The sequence below is a fragment of the Streptomyces sp. NPDC048192 genome (genome assembly GCF_043202415.1).
GTDB lineage: Bacteria > Actinomycetota > Actinomycetes > Streptomycetales > Streptomycetaceae > Streptomyces.
Genome location: NZ_JBIDAL010000009.1, coordinates 175510 through 193057, shown reverse-complemented (window position 1 = coordinate 193057; position 17548 = coordinate 175510). Strand labels below are relative to the sequence as shown.

Below are 17548 nucleotides of genomic sequence, written 5' to 3'. Positions count from 1 at the left end.
ACCCAGCACGGGGTCGCACCACCCATCAGGAAAGGCACTTTTCGTGCGTAACACCGCCAAGCTCACCACCGCCGTCCTCGCCGCCGGAGCCCTCACCTTCGGGCTGACCGCCTGCGGCTCCGGCAGTTCCTCCGCCTCCCACGACTACAGCGGCCCGCTCGTCGTCGCCGCGAGCCCCACCCCGCACGCCGAGATCCTCGACTTCGTCAAGAAGAACCTGGCGAAGAAGGCGGGCCTGGACCTCGAGGTCAAGGAGTTCACGGACTACATCACGCCGAACACGGCGACCGAGGACGGCTCGGTGGACGCCAACTACTTCCAGAACCAGCCGTACCTGGACGACTTCAACGCCAAGCGGGGCACCCACATCGTGCCCGTCGTCACGGTGCACCTGGAGCCGCTCGGCCTGTACTCCCACAAGGTCAAGAAGGCCGACGCGCTGAAGAGCGGTGCGACCGTCGCCGTCCCCAACGACGCCGTCAACGAGGCCCGCGCCCTGAAGCTGCTCGCCGCCAACGGCCTCATCACCCTCAAGTCCGGCGTCGGCAACGAGGCCACCCCGCAGGACATCACCAAGAACCCCAGGAACCTGAAGTTCAAGGAGGTCGAGGCCGCCCAGACCCCGCGCTCCCTGGACGACGTGGACGCGGCCGTGGTGAACGGCAACTACGCCATCTCCGCCGGTCTGAAGCCCGCCAAGGACGCCATCCTCCTGGAGTCCGCCAAGAACAACCCGTACGCCAACTTCCTCGCCGTGAAGAAGGGCAACGAGAAGGACCCGCGGGTCGAAAAGCTCGCCAAGCTCCTCGTCTCGCCCGAGGTCAAGAAGTTCATCGAGGACAAGTACCAGGGCTCGGTCATCCCCTCCTTCTGATCCGGCCCGCCCGCCCCCGGGGCCCGCTCCCGCACCGGGAGCGGGCCCCGTCGTGCGGTTCAGTGGTTACATGCTGCATGCTGGGCAGTTCAGCAGGCCCTGAAGGTTCATTCCGAAGGTTACGGAGCGGCGCATGACTAGCACCTTCCCCAACATCTCCATCAGCACGGAGCGGTTGGTGCTGCGTCCCTTCGAGGAGTCCGACATCGAGGCCTTCGCCGAGATGATGAACGACGAACTGGTCACCGCCTGGACCTCGGTGCCGCAGCCGTACACCGAGGCCGACGCCCGCGCCTGGATCACCGAACAGGCCCCCGCCGAACGGGCGGAGGGCCGCGGCATCGTCTTCGCCGTCGACGAGTTCCTCACCCAGCGCCTGGTCGGCACCGTCCATCTGCGGCACGCGGACTGGCGCGTGCGCTCCGCCGAGATCGCCTACGTCATCGCCCCCTGGGCGCGCGGCGAGGGCTACGCCTCCGAGGCGGCCCTGGCCACCGCCCAATGGCTGTTCCGCGACCAGAAGTTCGAGCGCCTGGAGCTGCGCACCGCCGCCGACAACACCGCCTCCCAGCAGGTCGCCCAGAAGATCGGCTGCATCAGCGAGGGCGTCCTGCGCGGCGCCTGGATAGCCCGGACCCGCGACACCCACGGCGAGTGGACCGACGTGCGCACCGACCTCATCGTCTGGAGCCTGCTCCCCGAGGACCTGGACGGCGTCGAGGAGCAGCTGGCCGACACGAGCGGTTTCACCTCGTACTCCGACTGGAACTGAGCCCTCAGCCGCACCAGGTACGCTCAGGGGGCCCGCGAGGGGTCCGTACCCCTGACGACCTGCGAAGACCTGGAGAGAAACGACGATGGCCGACCGGGTCACGGTGATCGGCTGGGACGGCTCGCCGCTGACCGACACGGCACGCGCCGCCCTCGGCGCCGCCACACTCGTGGCGGGCGCGGCCCACCACCTGGCGCTGCCCGAGGTTCCGCCCGCCGCCGAACGCGTCCGCCTGGGCAGCGTCGCGCTCGCCGCCCGCCGGATCGCCGCCCACCGCGGCACCGCCGTCGTACTCGCCGACGGCGACCCCGGCTTCTTCGGTGTCGTACGGACCCTGCGCGCCCCCGAGTTCGGCCTGGAGGTCGAGGTCGTCCCCGCCGTCTCCTCGGTGGCCGCCGCCTTCGCCCGCGCCGGCATGCCCTGGGACGACGCCCAGGTGGTCGTCGCCCATCCGCGCACCCTGCGCCGGGCCGTGAACGTCTGCCGCGCCCACACCAAGGTCGCCGTCCTCACCGCGCCGGGCGCCGGACCCGCCGAACTGGGGCTGCTGCTGGAGGGCGTCCACCGGACCTTCGTCATCTGCGAGGAACTGGGCACCGAACGCGAGCAGGTCACCGTCGTCACCTCCGACAAGGCCGCCGACCACACCTGGCGCGACCCCAACGTCGTCATCGTCATCGGCGGCCCGGCCGGGGCCGGGGAGGGCGGCGGCTGGATCGCCGGCCGGGACCCGGGCGCCGGACCGCGCGGCTGGGTGCAGCCCGACGCGAGCTACGGCGAGGGACCGGCCGGCCGGCCCGGCGGCGGCCTCGGCGAGGGCGAACGGCAGCTGCTGCGGGCCGCCCAACTCGCCCGGCTCGGGCCCCGGGTCGGCGACCTGGTCTGGGACATCGGCAGCGGCTCCGGCGCGTTCGCCGCGGAGGCCGCGCGCGCCGGAGCGGCCGTCATCGCCGTCGACCGGGACCCCGCGGCCTGCGCCCGCACCGACTCCGCCGCGCGCCGGTACGGCGTCCAGCTCCAGGTCGTCCACGGCATCGCCCCGCACGTCCTGGAGAACCTGCCCGAACCGGACGTCGTCCGGGTCGGCGGCGGGGGGGCGGCCGTCGTCTCCGCCGCCGCCGACCGGCGCCCGCAGCGCATCGTCACCCACGCCGGCACCCGCGACGCCGCCGAGCTCATCGGCCGCGACCTGACCGAGCACGGATACCGCGTCGAGTGCGCGCTGCTGCAGTCCGTCGAACTCGACACCCGCGCCTGGACGGAGACCGAGCGGAGCGTCGCGTTCCTGCTCACCGGGGTTCTCCCGGAACGCGCCCCGTGATCCGGTTGTCGTACCGCGCGCGGTAGGCTGGCCGATCGTTGTGCCACACCGGCGGTCCGGAACTTCGTTCGCCAATGTCCGGAAAGCACGCCCGTTTTGGGGCGGGTGTGGTACTGCGGAACCGGAGGACGCGCAACGTGGCGCAGTCCACAGCGGGCTGTCGCGGATCATGCTGTCGCGACGGCCGGGCGGCCGGGACAATGCCACTGAATGGCTTTGTCGCCTTTTCCGGCGGGTCGTTCGTGCCGCTGGGCACGGACGCTCGTTCTTCACTACGGGCGGTCGGTGCGCCGTTCCGGGTGAGCTGGTCGTAGGAGCACTAAACCGATGGGCGAGGGGTACGCATGACCGACACCGGCCAGGTCCCGGGCGAGGGGCAGCCGGAGAGCGCAGGCATGGTGGAGCAGCCGGGCGTCGCCGCGCACGGTGCGTACACCTACCTCTCCGAGGCACCCGCCGAGGACGAAGACCTGCTGCTGCCGGGCGCCCAGGGCGCATGGGGCAACGAGGTTCCGCCACCCGCGCCGGAACCGGTCGTCGAGGCCGTCCACCAGCCGGGGCCGCACGAGACGGCCGGCCGGGACAGCGGCTCCGTCGACCTCAGCGGCGTCCGCCTGCCGAACCCGGCCCCGGCCTCCGTGCCGCCGTCGCCGATCCTCTCGGCCCCGCAGGAGCAGCCGGCCGCCGCGCAGCCGCCGCGCCGTCCGCTGCACCTCGGCCCGCCGATCCCCGACGCCTCCGCGAGCCCGGTCCGCTCCCTCGCCGACCGCGGCCCGGCCGGCGCGCCGGTACGGCAGCCCGGGCCGGTCGCGCCCGGTCCCGAGTACCTCGACGCCCAGCAGCCGCCCGAGACGGCCCCGCAGGGCGCGGTCCCCTGGGGCGCCGCCCCCGCGGTCCAGGCGGACGCGCAGGCACCGGCTGCCGAAACGGTTGACCCGGCCGCCGTCGCCGTGGACACCGCCGCGCAGACCGACCCGTCCGGCGCCGCGCAGGCCGCCGTCACCCGCCTCGCGACCCAGACCGCCGCACCGGTGCCGGACACCGCGCACCTGGTCCACGGCCACGACGGCGTACAGCCCGCGCACGGCCATGACGGGGTGGTGCACACGGCTCCCGCGGCGACGGTGCCCGAGGAGGCCGGGGCCGCCGGCCCTCGCGCGACGGAGGGTGTTCAGACGGCCGTGGCTGTCGCCGAAACCGGTGAGAGCGCGCCGGAGGTGGCCGGTGCGGAGCCCGCCGAGGGCACGACCGCCGTGGACGGCGGGCTCGCCGCCGCCGTCGGCGCTCCCGCCGCCGACGCCGAGGCCGTGGCGGACGCCGGCCGGCCCGCCGAGGGCGAGGTGCCGGCTCCCGAGGGTGCCGAGACCGGGCAGGCCGTGGCGGGCGCCGAGGGCACCCCGGCGCCCGCGGCCGCCGGGACGGCTGCCCCGGATCACGAGCAGACCGTCGCCCCGCAGGCGGCAACGCCCGCGCAGACCGAGACCGTTGCGGCCGGACAGGCAGCGGCTCACACCGCCGACGGGGTCGACCCGGCCGAGACCGCTCAGCCGTCCGGCGAGGCCGGCCCTGGCCAGGACCCGGAGCAGGCCGCGGACACTGCCCCTGCTGCCGAGGCAAGCACCGAGGCTCAAGAGAGTGCCGCGACCGTTCCCGCGGCACAGGAGCCGACCCCCGCGCCGGACGCCCCGGCGGACGCCGTCCCGGCCACCGGGGACGCCCCGTCCGGTGTGGCGGAGTCCCAGCCCGGTGCCGTGGACGCGCAGCCCCCGGCCGCCGCGGACGCCGTACACACGTCCGAGGCCGCCGTCGCACCCGAAGCCGACGCCGTGACCGCGCTCGCGTCCGGAAACCCGGCCGGTGCTTCCGAGGCGCCGGAGGCGCAGGCCGCCGAGGCAGTCACGGCACCCGGGTCCGCGGCCGAAGGCTCCGGCACCCCCGCGCCGCAGCCCTTCCCGGCGCACGGTCCGCAGGGCCCGCAACTGGCGGCCGAGCCCCTCGCGTACGACGTCCCGGCGGCCGCGGAGCCGTATCCGCAGTCCCAGCCCGACGCTGCCGCACCTGAGGCCGTCCCGCAGGCCGAGCCCCACGCGAGCGCCCCCGAAGCCCTCCCGCAGCCCGAGCCCGGCACGGCCACCCACACGGCCACCCCCGAAGCAGTCCCGCAGGCCGTCGCTGCCGCCACCCCGCAGACACCGCCCTCGGAGACCGTCACCACGGCGAATGCCGAAGCCGTTCCCGTGGCGGCGGCCCCGGCCGGGCCGGCGGGTGTGTCCGCGCAGCCGGAGGTCGGCGGGCAGCACGCCCCCGCCGAGCAGGCGGAGCCGCTGCCCTCCCATGTGCCGCCGCACCCGGAGCAGCCGTTCGGGCAGTTCGTGCCGGTCGACGGCCAGGTGCCCACGGCCCCGCACCTGGCGCCGACCCCGCCGCAGCCCCTGGTCCTGCCCCCGCAGGACACGCAGCAGGCGGCGGCCACGGTGCCCGCGCCGCGCGAGGGCGAACCCGCGCCGGGCCCCGATGTCGCACAGGACGCGGAGGACCTGCGGACCAGGGCCGCCGACCAGGAGGAAGAGGGCACGGAAGCAGTGGCCGAAGCAGGACAGTCCAGCGGCCCGGCCGCGCCCGGCTACGCCGACGCCGAGCGCGAGGCCGTCCTGAAGGTCATGCGCGAGCGCAGAGACATCCGCAACGGCTTCCGCAGCGACCCCATTCCGCACGAGGTGCTGCTGCGCGTCCTGGAGGCCGCCCACACGGCGCCCTCCGTGGGCCACTCGCAGCCCTGGGACTTCGTCGTCATCCGCTCCGCCGAGACCCGGCGGACGATGCACGAACTGGCGATGCGTCAGCGTGAGGCCTACGCCAAGTCGCTGCCCAAGGGCCGGGCCAAGCAGTTCAAGGAACTGAAGATCGAGGCCATCCTCGACACCCCGGTCAACATCGTCGTCACCGCCGACCCCACCCGCGGCGGCCGGCACACCCTCGGCCGGCACACCCAGCCGCAGATGGCGCCCTACTCCTCGGCGCTCGCGGTGGAGAACCTCTGGCTCGCCGCCCGCGCCGAAGGCCTCGGCGTCGGCTGGGTCAGCTTCTTCGACGAGCGGGAGATGGTCCGCGCGCTCGGCCTGCCCGAGCACCTGGAGGTCGTCGCCTACCTGTGCGTCGGGTACGTCGACGAGTTCCCGGACGAGCCCGAGCTGATGCAGGCCGGCTGGTCCAAGCGACGCCCCCTGTCCTGGGTGGTGCACGAGGAGACGTACGGCCGCCGCGCCCTGCCCGGAGAGGAACCCCACGACCTGCTTGCCGAGACCGTCGCCCAGATCCGCCCGCTCGACGCCAAGGCCCTCGGCGAGGCCTGGGAGCGCCAGAAGCGCATGACCAAGCCGGCCGGCGCGCTGGGCATGCTGGAGATCATCTCCGCGCAGTTGTCCGGGCTGTCCCGGCAGTGCCCGCCGCCGATCCCGGAGCCCGCCGCCGTCGCCATCTTCGCCGGCGACCACGGCGTGCACGCCCAGGGCGTCACCCCCTGGCCGCAGGAGGTGACCGCCCAGATGGTGGCCAACTTCCTGGGCGGCGGCGCGGTCTGCAACGCCTTCGCGAACCAGGTCGGCGCCGAGGTGTGCATCGTGGACGTCGGCGTCGCCGCCGACCTGCCCGCCACCCCCGGCCTGCTGCCCCGCAAGATCCGCGGCGGCACGTCCGACATGACCACCGGCCCCGCGATGACCCGCGAGGAGGCCAAGCAGGCCATCGAGGTCGGCATCGAGACCGCCCGCGACCTGGTGGCGGCCGGCAACAAGGCGCTGCTGACGGGCGAGATGGGCATCGCCAACACCACGGCGTCGGCCGCGCTCATCTCGGTGTTCACCGGCGCCGACCCGGCCGAGGTCACCGGCCGCGGCACCGGCATCAACGACGAGACGCTGGCCCGCAAGACCGAAGTGGTCCGCCGCGCCCTGGAACTCCACCAGCCCGACCCGGCCGACCCCGTCGGCGTCCTGGCCGCGATCGGCGGCTTCGAGCACGCCGCCATGGTCGGCCTGCTCCTCGGCGGCGCCTCCCTGCGGACGCCGGTGATCCTGGATGGCGTCAGCGCCGGCGCCGCGGCCCTGGTCGCCCGCGCCATCGCCCCCGAGGTGCTCGCCGCCTGCATCGCGGGCCACCGCAGCGCCGAACCGGGCCATGTGGCGGCCCTGAACAAGCTGGGCCTGCGCCCGCTGGTCGACCTCGACCTGCGCCTCGGCGAGGGCACCGGCGCCCTGCTGGCGCTGCCCCTGGTCCAGAGCACCGCGCGGGCCATGCACGAGGTGGCGACGTTCGACTCGGCGGGAGTCACCGAGAAGTAGGCGCCACGGCACGGGTGGTCCGGTGCTCAGCTGCCGGACCACCCGGTGCCCTCTGCCCTGCGCACAGCTAAAATCGCACGTCAGGGCCGCTCCGAAGGTGCAGCGGGCCCCCACCGCACAGCTGCACGAGGAGCCGCCCCTCATGGCCGAACACCCCGCCTACCCTGTAGGCCTCCGCCTCTCCGGCCGCCGCGTGGTCGTCCTCGGCGGAGGCACTGTGGCCCAGCGCCGCCTCCCGGCACTGATCGCGGCGGGCGCGGACATCACCCTCGTCTCCCCGGAGGCGACCCCCTCGGTCGAGGCCATGGCCGCTGCGGGTGAGATCACCTGGGTCCGGCGCCCGTACCAGGACGGCGACCTCGCCGAGGCCTGGTACGCCCTGATCGCCACCAGCGACCCCGAGGCCAACGCGCGGGCGTCCGCCGAGGCCGAGCGCCACCGCGTCTGGTGCGTCCGCTCCGACGACGCCGACCAGGCCACCGCCTGGACCCCGGCCACCGGCCACAGCGAGGGCGTCACCGTCGCCGTGCTCACCACCGAGGCGCGCGGCCGCGATCCCCGCCACACCGCCGCCATCCGCGACGCGGTGGTCGAGGGCCTGCGCGACGGCACCCTGGTGGCCCCGCACCACCGCACCCGCACGGCAGGCGTCGCCCTGGTCGGCGGCGGACCCGGCGACCCCGACCTGATCACGGTCCGCGGCCGCCGGCTGCTCGCCGCGGCGGACGTCGTCATCGCCGACCGGCTCGGCCCGCGCGACCTGCTCGCCGAACTCCCGCCGCACGTCGAGGTCATCGACGCGGCGAAGATCCCCTACGGCCGCTACATGGCCCAGGAGGCCATCAACAACGCGCTCATCGAGCACGCCAAGCAGGGCAAGTCGGTCGTACGGCTCAAGGGCGGCGACCCGTTCGTGTTCGGCCGGGGCATGGAGGAGGTCCAGGCGCTCGCCGAGGCAGGCATCCCCTGCACCGTGGTTCCCGGCATCTCCAGCTCGATCTCGGTGCCGGGCGCGGCCGGCATCCCGGTCACGCACCGGGGCGTGGCGCACGAGTTCACGGTCGTCAGCGGCCATGTGGCCCCGGACGACGAGCGTTCCCTGGTCGACTGGCCGTCGCTTGCGAAGCTCACCGGCACGCTGGTGATCCTCATGGGCGTCGACAAGATCGGGAAGATCGCCGAGACGCTCGTCGCGCACGGCAAGTCCCCGCAGACCCCGGTCGCGCTGGTCCAGGAGGGCACGACGGCCGCCCAGCGCCGCGTCGACGCCACCCTCGCCACGGTCGCCGAGACGGTGCGGACCGAGGACGTCAAGCCCCCGGCGGTCATCGTGATCGGCGAGGTCGTGACGGTCGGCCCGCCGCCCGCCGCATGACGACCACGCCCTTGATCATGTGTAACCCCGGGTAACCTAGTCGTTCCAGCCGTTGGCTCCGCACCCAGGACAAGGCAGTATCACCCTGTGGCCGATCTCATCACCGTCGAGGACCCCGACGACCCCCGCCTGACCGACTACACCGGCCTGACCGACGTCGAGCTGCGCCGCAAGCGCGAGCCCGCCGAGGGCCTGTTCATCGCCGAGGGCGAGAAGGTCATCCGCAGGGCCAGGGAAGCGGGCTACGAGATGCGCTCCATGCTGCTCTCGGCCAAGTGGATCGACGCCATGCGCGACGTCATCGACGAGGTCCCCGCGCCCGTCTACGCCGTGAGCCCCGAACTGGCCGAGCAGGTCACCGGCTACCACGTGCACCGCGGCGCCCTCGCCTCCATGCAGCGCAGGCCGCTGCCGACGGCGGGAGAACTGCTGCGGGACGCCCGCCGGGTCGTGATCATGGAGTCGGTCAACGACCACACCAACATCGGCGCGATCTTCCGCTCGGCCGCCGCCCTCGGCATGGACGCGGTCCTGCTGTCGCCCGACTGCGCCGACCCGCTGTACCGGCGGAGCGTCAAGGTGTCCATGGGCGCGGTGTTCTCGGTGCCGTACGCCCGCCTGGAGACCTGGCCGAAGGACCTGGAGTCGGTCCGCGAGGCCGGATTCACGCTGCTCGCGCTCACCCCGGACGACAAGGCCCGCACCCTCGACGAGGCCGCCCCGCACCGGATGGACCGGGTGGCTCTGATGCTCGGCGCCGAGGGCGACGGACTGTCCACCCGGGCCCTGGTCGCCGCCGACGAATGGGTCCGCATCCCGATGTCCCACGGCGTCGACTCGCTCAACGTCGGCGCGGCCGCAGCGGTCGCCTTCTACGCGGTGACCGCCGGCCGCCCGGAGTCCTAGTCGCCGACCGGTCCACGGCCCGTGCCTGGTGCCGGGCCGTGCCGGTCAGTTCGCGAGGCCCGTGCCCGGTGCCGGGGCGTGCCGGCCGGGTACCGGGAGTCCGGCCTCTGCCCTCGCGTGGGCCGGCTGGGCCTGCCGCTGGCGTCGGACGCCGTCGTCGCCGAGGCCGCGGGCGGGCCCCTGGCAGCCCTGCGCCACCGCGATGCCGAGCGCCACGAGCAGCGTCACCACGACGAACACGAACAGCCGCTGGCGCAGCAGCCGGGGATTGGCCGGCCGCAGCCCGGTGCCCGTCGTCCGCGGTGCCGGCCGCCCGGAACCACCTCTTCCGGCCGGACGGCCCCCGCTGCCCGAGCGCGGCGCGCCACCACGCTGCGCTGGGGGCGTACGCCCGGAGCCCGACCGTGCGGAGGGGCCCGTGCCGGCGCCCCGGGGGCCGCTGCCGGTCCGGGCGGACGCGCCGCCGCGCGCCGGCGTACCGCCCCGGGCGGGCGCGCCGCCGCGCGGCACCGGCGTGCCCGGGGACATGCGGCGGGTGCGCTGCGGCTCCGGGTAGGTGTCCACGAGCCGCCCGGTGGGCCGGTCCGCCTCCGCGGCGCGCGGCGCGGGCGGCCGTACGCCGTCCAGGCCCTGAGCCTCCCGTGCCGCGATCTCCTTGAGCCGCAGCGACAGCTGCAGCGTGCTGGGCCGGTCCTCGGGGTCCTTCGCCAGACAGGCCCGCACCAGCGGGGCGAGCGCGTCCGGCACGCCGTGCAGCTGCGCCTCCTCGTGCACCACCCGGTACAGCATCACCTCCGAACTGCCGTGCCCGAAGGGCGAGTCGCCCGTGGAGGCGTAGGCGAGGGTGGCGCCGAGCGAGAACACGTCGGTCGCCGGGGTGACGGCCGCGCCGCGCACCTGCTCCGGCGCGAGGAAGCCGGGGGAGCCGACCGCCGTGCCCACGTGGGTGAGCGTGGAGGCGCCGGTGGCCCAGGCGATGCCGAAGTCGATGATCCGCGGCCCCTTCGGGGACAGCAGGATGTTGGAGGGCTTCAGGTCCCGGTGGACGACGCCCGCCTCGTGCACCGCGACCAGCCCCTCCGACAGGGCCGCGCCGATCGCGGCGGTGTCGGCCGCGCTGAGCGGGCCCTCGTCGGCGACCTTGTCGTGCAGGGAGGGGCCGGGCACGTACTGCGTGGCGAACCAGGGACGCTCGGCCTCCAGGTCGGCCGCCACCAGCCGGGCCGTGCAGCCGCCCCGGATACGGCGGGCGGCGGAGACCTCGCGGGCGAACCGCGACCGGAACTCCTGGTCCTCCGCCAGATCGGGCCGGATCACCTTCAGCGCGACCCGCTGCCCCTTCTTGTCGGAGCCGAGGTAGACCACGCCCATCCCGCCCGCGCCGAGCCGTCGGTGAAGCCTGAACGAGCCGACGACGCGCGGGTCCTCGCGCCTCAGGCGCATCATCGCCATGTTCATCCCCGCTGCCCGGTCCCTGTGACGTGGCACAGCTTACGTTTCCACGGCCGCCTGCGCGCAGAGGCCGCGCCCTCCGGCGCGGAAGGAATGTGATGCCGACCGGTACGACGTGAAAAGCGGTCAGGAAGCCTGCCGCCACCGGGGCCTTGGGCCGACGCCGTCCCCAACCGCTCGCCCACGGGCGGGCGTTGGGATCATGACGGGCCAGCTGGCCTCGGTTTCCCGGCCCGCCAGGCACCCTCGGCGAAGGGCCCGCGGACCCCGGCGCGGGGCCGGCGGCGGACCGTGCGCGGCTCCGGCTCCGCCCCCGCGCGGAGTGATCGAAGTCACTCCGTCCGGCCGTAGGACGCGTCGGACATGACCGACACGGCGGACCACCCCTCCGGGAAGACCCCGAGACCCTGATGCGCGTCTCCACCCAGGGGAGTACGTCCCGGATCGTGGCTCATCCTCGGGGAGGCCCGGCAATCGGTACGAGGGCATGACGTCCGGATGCGGCCCCGCGCCTAGATTTGAGGTCAAGCGGCGGGTGCAGCACTCGTCCCCCGAGGTCAGACATCCGCCGCTGCCGACGACAACCGACACGGTCAGGAGAGGGACCATGGCCCACACGGCACCGCGACGCCCGTCGTTCGCACCGCGCCGGACGGGCCGTCGCCACCCCCTGGTGGCGACGCTCATGGCCCTTCCCCTGGCGGCCCTGCTCCTGCTCGTCTTCGACGGCTGGGAGACGGTGGCCACACAAGCGTCGTCCGTGGGTGTGATGCTGGGGCGCTGAGCGGCGACCCCAGGCCCGGAAGAGCGGTCCGGGCGGGGACATCCATCCAGGAAACCCCGTGGGGACGGGGGTGCGGCGGACGGCACAAATGCCGGCGCAGCTGGGGAGCTGCGCCGGCATGCGCCGTTTCGACGCGCTCGGGCGCGGCACGCGGACTCTCACCCCGAGGACCGCCGGGCACGCCCTGACCACCGGGTCGGGCCCACGCGGCGGTAGCCGCACGCCAGACACGGCCGCGCGCCCTGCCGGACGCTGCGGCGCGTCGGTTTCCCGGCGGCGGGCGAGCGTCCGCGCCCCGCGCCCTGAGGACTGCCGGGCGCGTCGTGACGGGTCGGGCCCACGAGGTGGCAGCCACGTATCAGACACGGCCGCGTGTCTGCCCGAAGCCGCGGCGCGTCGGTTTCCCGGCGGCGGGCGAGCGTCAGCGCGCCGCCCCCTGAGGACCGCCGGGCGCGTCGTGGCCGGTCGGGCCCACGCAGCCGCAGCCGCACGCCAGACACCGCCGCGTGCCCCGCCAGAAGCCGCGGCGCGTCGGTTTCCCGGCCTCGGGTGAGCGTTCGCGCCCCGCCCTCTGAGGACTGCCGGGCGCGTGGTGACCGGTCGGGCCCACGAGGTGGCAGCCGCAGACCAGACACCGCCGCGTGCCCCGCCGAAAGCCGCGGCGCGTCGGTTTCCCGGTGGGGGGCGAGCGTTCGGGCTCCGTCCTGCCGAGGACCGCCGGGCGCGTTGTGACCGGCGGTCGGGCCCACCCGGCCGCAGCCGCACGCCGGGCATCGCCGCGTGCCCCGCCGGAAGCCGCGGCGTGTCGGCTTCCCGGCGCGGGCGAGCGTCCGTGTCCCGTCCGTCGCCGGTACGCTCGGCCGCGCAGCCCACTCCGACGAGGCATCGTTGACCACAGACACCCCCGCCCTCATACCCGCGCTCACCGCGAAGGTCCGGGCCGCCGTCCATCCCGGCCGCACGGAGGACACCCCCTGCGCCTGCGCCGGCGGCGCTCTCGCCGACCGCCCCGACGCCACCGTCGTACGGCACGCCGGCACCGTCGCCAAGGCCCACGCCCCCGGCACCGACCCGGGGGAGCTGACCCGGCGCCTTGCCGTGGCCGCCCGCCTGCCCGGCGTCCTCCTGCCGCCGCTCACCCCGGCCCCCGCCCCGCTGCAGGACCGCCTTGTGACCTTCTGGCCGTACGGCGCCCCCGTGGATCCCGGCGCCCCGGACGCGGCGCCCTGGGAGGCCACCGCCAGCCTGCTGGCCCGGCTGCACCGCACGCCCCCGCCCCCTGGCCTGCCCCCGATGCGCGGCCCCGTGAAGGCCGCCCGCGCCGTCGCCCGGCTCCACAAGGCCCTGGACGGCGGACCTCACCCCGCCGCCGGCGCCGTCCTTGCCGCGTGGGCCGCCCTGCCCGCCTGGGCCCGCGCCGAGGCCCCCATGCCAGGCCCATCCGCCCTGTGCCACGGGGACCTGCACCTCGGCCAGCTCGTCCGCCACCCGGCGCCGGACGGGCCCTGGCGGCTGATCGACGTCGACGACCTGGGCGCCGGAGTCCCGGCCTGGGACCTCGCCCGCCCCGCCGCCTGGTACGCCTGCGGGCTCCTCCCGCCCGACGACTGGACGCGTTTCCTCGCCGCGTACCGGCAGGCGGGCGGCCCGGCCGTGCCCGCGGCCGGCGACCCCTGGCCCGCCCTGGACGTGCCGGCCCGCGCGCTGACCGCGCAGACGGCCGCCCTCGCCGTCGCCAAGGCGCGCGCGGCCGGCCGCCCGCTGGACGAGGTGGAGCAGGCGGTCGTCGACGCATGTGCCCGAATGGCCCCGGTTCCGCACCAGTTGGCGCCGGAAGGCACCGGCTAGGCTGCAACCGCCCGGGGCCGGACGGAGTCTGTCCAAGGGAACCGCGAAGCAGGACCGAACCGGCGAGGAGTTGAGCCGACCATGCATTGTCCGAAGTGCCACGCGCCGATGCACACCTACAACCGCAGCGGCGTCCAGATCGAGCAGTGCAGCGGTTGCCGCGGCATCTTCCTCGACTACGGCGAGCTGGAGGCGCTGACCCAGCTGGAGGCCCAGTGGTCCAAGCAGGCGCCCCCGGCCCCGCCCGCCCCGCAGCCGTACCCGGCCCCGCACGCGCCCGCCTGGGGCGCCCCGCACGGCGGTCACCACGGCGGCCACGGACACCACCACGGTCACCACAAGAGCTGGGCCCACATGCTCTTCTCCAGCTGAGCCCGCGACACCCGGGCCGAGCACGACGAAGCCCCCGGCCGTACGAGACGGCCGGGGGCTTCGCGCTGTGTGGACGATACTGGGATTGAACCAGTGACCTCTTCCGTGTCAGGGAAGCGCTCTCCCGCTGAGCTAATCGTCCGCGAGCTGTGACAGGTACATCACAGGCAGTGCGCGATACTGGGATTGAACCAGTGACCTCTTCCGTGTCAGGGAAGCGCTCTCCCGCTGAGCTAATCGCGCGGGCGGGGATCTTCGAGAAGACCCGTGGATCCTGCGAGAGGATCCAGTGGACGATACTGGGATTGAACCAGTGACCTCTTCCGTGTCAGGGAAGCGCTCTCCCGCTGAGCTAATCGTCCTTGGAGGTGGAGACGGGATTTGAACCCGTGTAGACGGCTTTGCAGGCCGTTGCCTCGCCTCTCGGCCACTCCACCAGGAGTGTAGGGGATCCGGAGACCCCCCTCTTCCTTCGAGCGGACGACGAGGCTCGAACTCGCGACCTCAACCTTGGCAAGGTTGCGCTCTACCAACTGAGCTACGTCCGCCTGTCGTTTCGGTCCGCTTGCGCGTCCCGGCGACGTGTTGAACTCTAGCGGATTCCCGGGCCAGTACAAAAACGCGTTTGCGCAGCGTGCTGCGCCGACCGTGGCGGACCCCGTGGTCACAGCGCCCTCGCGGACATCACACGGTCACCTGTCGGACACCCGACCTAGACTCGTCCACGTGCTTCACGACCCCTCCGGCCTGCCCGCCCTGGCCCGTTTCGGCGACCGCGTCGCCACCGGCCTCCTCGACGTCACCAGCGACCCGGCCGCCCTGGACTCCACGGGCTTCTGGGCCGTCTGCGCGGACTTCGAGGGCCGGCTGACCTGCGCCCGCTTTGCGGAGGTGCGCAGGGAGCCGGTGCCCGCCCCGGTGCCGGGCGGCTGGCGGGGCCCGGTGCTGGGGGAGTGGACCTCCTCCCTGGACCGGGCCGCGTACACGGAGGCCGTCCGCCGGATCCGCGCGCACATAGCGGCCGGCGAGGTCTACCAGGCGAACCTCTGCCGGGTTCTCGGCGCGCCGGTCGCCCCGGACGCCGACGTGGACGCCCTGACCGCCCTGCTGGCCCGCGGCAACCCGGCGCCGTACGCGGGAACCATCCGGCTGCCGGAGCACGGCGTGGAGATCGCCACCGCCTCGCCCGAGCTGTTCCTGCGCCGGGACGGGCGTGTCGTGGAGTCGGGACCGATCAAGGGCACCGGCCGCACCGAGGCGGACCTCCTGGAGAAGGACTACGCCGAGAACGTGATGATCGTGGACCTGGTCCGCAACGACATCGGGCGCGTCTGCGCCACCGGCAGCGTGACCGTCCCCGACCTGTGCGCCGTGGAGAAGCACCCGGGACTGGTCCACCTGGTCTCCACCGTCCGCGGCGAGCTGGCCGAGGGGGCGGGGTGGCCGGAGCTCCTCGGTGCCGCCTTCCCGCCCGGCTCGGTCACCGGCGCGCCGAAGTCCAGCGCCCTGAGGATCATCGAGGCCCTGGAGACCGCGCCGCGCGGACCGTACTGCGGCGGCATCGGCTGGGTCGACGCCGACCGGCGCACGGGCGAGCTGGCCGTCGGCATCCGCACCTTCTGGATCGACCGGGCGGCCGGGATGCTGCGCTTCGGCACCGGCGCAGGCATCACCTGGGGTTCCGACCCCGAGGGGGAGTGGCGGGAGACCGAGCTGAAGGCGTCCCGGCTGCTCGCGGTAGCGTCGGGGGCGTACGACCCGAGCGGAGGGGTGTTCGCATGAGGATCTGGCTGGACGGCGGGCTGCGGGACCTGGAGTCCGCCCGTGTCTCCGTCTTCGATCACGGGCTCACCGTGGGCGACGGCATCTTCGAGACGGTGAAGGCCGTCGAGGGCAGGCCGTTCGCGCTGACCCGGCACCTGGAGCGGCTGACCCGCTCGGCCCGGGGCCTCGGCCTGCCCGACCCCGACCACGACGAGGTCCGCGAGGCCTGCGCTGCGGTTCTGGAGGCGAACCCGATGCCGCTCGGCCGGCTGCGGATCACCTACACCGGCGGCCACGGACCGCTCGGATCCGACCGTGGCGAGCACGGCCCGACCCTCGTGGTCGCCCTCGGCGAGACCGCCCGCCGCCCGGACACCACCGCCGTGATCACCGTCCCCTGGACCCGCAACGAACGCGGCGCCCTCACCGGCCTGAAGACCACCTCGTACGCGGAGAACGTCGTCGCCCTCGCCCGCGCGCACGAACACGGCGCCTCGGAGGCCCTGTTCGGCAACACGGTCGGACAGCTCTGCGAGGGCACCGGGTCGAACGTCTTCGTCGTCCTGGACGGCGAGATCCACACCCCGCCCGTCTCTTCCGGCTGCCTCCCCGGCATCACCCGCGCGCTGACCGTCGAGTGGACGGGCGCCAAGGAGACCGACCTGCCGCTGGACGTGCTGCGGCGCGCCGACGAGGTCTTCCTCACCTCCACCCTGCGCGACGTCCAGGCCGTCCACCGGGTCGACGACCGCGAACTGCCCGGCACCCCCGGACCGGTCACCGCCAAGGCCATGCGGATCTTCGACGAGCACGCCGCGCGGGACCTCGACCCCTGAGCGGGGGCGCCCCCTGCGAGGTAGGGAAAACCGGCTGACTCGGCGGCCGGCCGCGGGTAGAACACCTGTGATGACCACGACCCTGCGGCCGGTCGAGCCGCTCCAGCAGCACCCCGACGGCACCCGTTCCCGCCGCTACCAGGTGTGCGTCAACAGCCGCCCCGTCGGCGAGGTCCACCTCGGCACCTCACCGTCCCTGGGCGAGACGGTGGCCCGCCTCATCGACCTGCGGATAGCCGAGCCCGACCGCCGCCGCGGCCGCGGCACGGTGGCCGCGCTCGCCGCCGAGGAGGTGGCGCGCGGCTGGGGCTGCACGCAGATCGAGACCCTCGTCCCCGCCTCGGCCGGCATCGCCCAGCGGCTGTTCGACGCCCTCGGCTACACCCTGCGCAACCGCGGCATGGAGAAGCGGCTCGGCACCACCCCGCCCGACCTGCCGCCGGGCAGCCGGGCGCGGCCCATGACGGCGGCGGAGTACGACGCCTGGCACGCGTACGAGAGCGAGCACTTCGCGCGCGCGTGGATCGAGCGCGGCATCCCCGAGGCCGCGGCCCGCGCCAAGGCCCGCAGGGACCACGAGACACTGCTGCCGCACGGTCTCGCCACCGGCGGCATGATCTTCAGCGTCCTGGAACACGAGGGGACCCGGGTGGGCACGCTGTGGGTCGCCCTGCAGGACGACAAGGCGTTCGTGTTCGACGTGGAGACCGACGCGGCCCAGCGCGGCCGGGGACACGGCCGCACGCTCATGCTGCTGGCGGAGCGCCAGGCCGTCGAGGCGGGCTGGCCGGTCCTCGGCCTCAATGTGTTCGCGGGCAACACCCCGGCCGAGCGGCTGTACGAGTCACTCGGCTACGAGACGACGATCCGCGCCCTCTCCAAACCCCTGCTGTAGGCGGTCGGC

The 17548-nt window shown here is 74.5% G+C and carries 13 protein-coding genes and 5 tRNA genes; 12 read left to right on the top strand and 6 right to left on the bottom strand.

From position 1 onward, the window contains the following. Positions 1-43 precede the first annotated feature (43 nt). From ACGFZN_RS20940 to ACGFZN_RS20915, 6 genes are all read left to right on the top strand, one after another. Complete coding sequence (locus ACGFZN_RS20940; RefSeq protein WP_393859961.1) at positions 44-874, top strand: MetQ/NlpA family ABC transporter substrate-binding protein; 831 nt, start codon at positions 44-46, stop codon at positions 872-874. Positions 875-1007: 133 nt separating this feature from the next. Next, complete coding sequence (locus ACGFZN_RS20935) at positions 1008-1646, top strand: GNAT family N-acetyltransferase (protein ID WP_393859960.1); 639 nt, start codon at positions 1008-1010, stop codon at positions 1644-1646. Positions 1647-1731: 85 nt separating this feature from the next. Then, the gene (gene cbiE / locus ACGFZN_RS20930) at positions 1732-2967 is read left to right on the top strand and encodes a precorrin-6y C5,15-methyltransferase (decarboxylating) subunit CbiE (protein ID WP_393859959.1); all 1236 of its coding nucleotides are present in this window, start codon (positions 1732-1734) and stop codon (positions 2965-2967) included. A 344-nt stretch (positions 2968-3311) separates the two neighbouring features. Next, positions 3312-7307: a nicotinate-nucleotide--dimethylbenzimidazole phosphoribosyltransferase gene (gene cobT / locus ACGFZN_RS20925; RefSeq protein ID WP_393859958.1), complete on the top strand. Its 3996-nt coding sequence runs from the start codon at positions 3312-3314 to the stop codon at positions 7305-7307. 142 nt (positions 7308-7449) lie between these two features. Beyond that, positions 7450-8682 (top strand): uroporphyrinogen-III C-methyltransferase, encoded by a 1233-nt coding sequence (gene cobA / locus ACGFZN_RS20920; RefSeq protein ID WP_393859957.1) that lies wholly within the window; start codon positions 7450-7452, stop codon positions 8680-8682. An 87-nt stretch (positions 8683-8769) separates the two neighbouring features. Continuing rightward, on the top strand, positions 8770-9588 hold the full coding sequence (locus tag ACGFZN_RS20915; RefSeq protein ID WP_393859956.1) for a TrmH family RNA methyltransferase: 819 nt from the start codon (positions 8770-8772) through the stop codon (positions 9586-9588). 45 nt (positions 9589-9633) lie between these two features. Here the strand turns inward: ACGFZN_RS20915 and ACGFZN_RS20910 are convergent, their stop codons facing one another. After that, positions 9634-11046, bottom strand: coding sequence for a protein kinase (locus ACGFZN_RS20910; protein WP_393859955.1), 1413 nt, complete (start codon positions 11044-11046; stop codon positions 9634-9636). A gap of 601 nt (positions 11047-11647) precedes the next feature. Between ACGFZN_RS20910 and ACGFZN_RS20905 the strand changes: the two genes are divergently transcribed. The 3 genes from ACGFZN_RS20905 to ACGFZN_RS20895 all read left to right on the top strand — a co-directional run bounded on the left by ACGFZN_RS20905 (position 11648) and on the right by ACGFZN_RS20895 (position 14044). Then, complete coding sequence (locus tag ACGFZN_RS20905) at positions 11648-11824, top strand: hypothetical protein (RefSeq protein ID WP_393859954.1); 177 nt, start codon at positions 11648-11650, stop codon at positions 11822-11824. Positions 11825-12712: 888 nt separating this feature from the next. Further along, positions 12713-13672 (top strand): phosphotransferase family protein, encoded by a 960-nt coding sequence (locus ACGFZN_RS20900; protein ID WP_393859953.1) that lies wholly within the window; start codon positions 12713-12715, stop codon positions 13670-13672. 81 nt (positions 13673-13753) lie between these two features. Continuing rightward, entirely contained in the window at positions 13754-14044 is a 291-nt protein-coding gene (locus tag ACGFZN_RS20895; RefSeq protein WP_330341127.1) for a zf-TFIIB domain-containing protein, read from the top strand. A gap of 70 nt (positions 14045-14114) precedes the next feature. On the opposite strand, the gene ACGFZN_RS20890 is transcribed toward ACGFZN_RS20895, so the two are convergent. The 5 genes from ACGFZN_RS20890 to ACGFZN_RS20870 all read right to left on the bottom strand — a co-directional run bounded on the left by ACGFZN_RS20890 (position 14115) and on the right by ACGFZN_RS20870 (position 14592). Next, positions 14115-14186 (bottom strand) — tRNA-Val (locus tag ACGFZN_RS20890). Between the two features lie 29 nt (positions 14187-14215). Next, a tRNA-Val gene (locus ACGFZN_RS20885) sits at positions 14216-14287 on the bottom strand. A gap of 47 nt (positions 14288-14334) precedes the next feature. Further along, positions 14335-14406 (bottom strand) — tRNA-Val (locus ACGFZN_RS20880). A 1-nt stretch (position 14407) separates the two neighbouring features. Further along, a tRNA-Cys gene (locus tag ACGFZN_RS20875) sits at positions 14408-14481 on the bottom strand. Between the two features lie 38 nt (positions 14482-14519). Next, positions 14520-14592 (bottom strand) — tRNA-Gly (locus ACGFZN_RS20870). 178 nt (positions 14593-14770) lie between these two features. Between ACGFZN_RS20870 and ACGFZN_RS20865 the strand changes: the two genes are divergently transcribed. From ACGFZN_RS20865 to ACGFZN_RS20855, 3 genes are all read left to right on the top strand, one after another. Next, positions 14771-15826, top strand: coding sequence for a chorismate-binding protein (locus tag ACGFZN_RS20865; RefSeq protein WP_393859952.1), 1056 nt, complete (start codon positions 14771-14773; stop codon positions 15824-15826). After that, positions 15823-16644: an aminotransferase class IV gene (locus tag ACGFZN_RS20860; protein WP_393859951.1), complete on the top strand. Its 822-nt coding sequence runs from the start codon at positions 15823-15825 to the stop codon at positions 16642-16644. The genes ACGFZN_RS20865 and ACGFZN_RS20860 overlap by 4 nt, the downstream gene beginning before the upstream one ends. 70 nt (positions 16645-16714) lie before the next feature. Beyond that, a complete protein-coding gene (locus ACGFZN_RS20855) occupies positions 16715-17539 on the top strand; it encodes a GNAT family N-acetyltransferase (RefSeq protein WP_393859950.1) in 825 nt (274 codons plus the stop codon). The last annotated feature ends 9 nt before the right edge of the window (positions 17540-17548 follow it).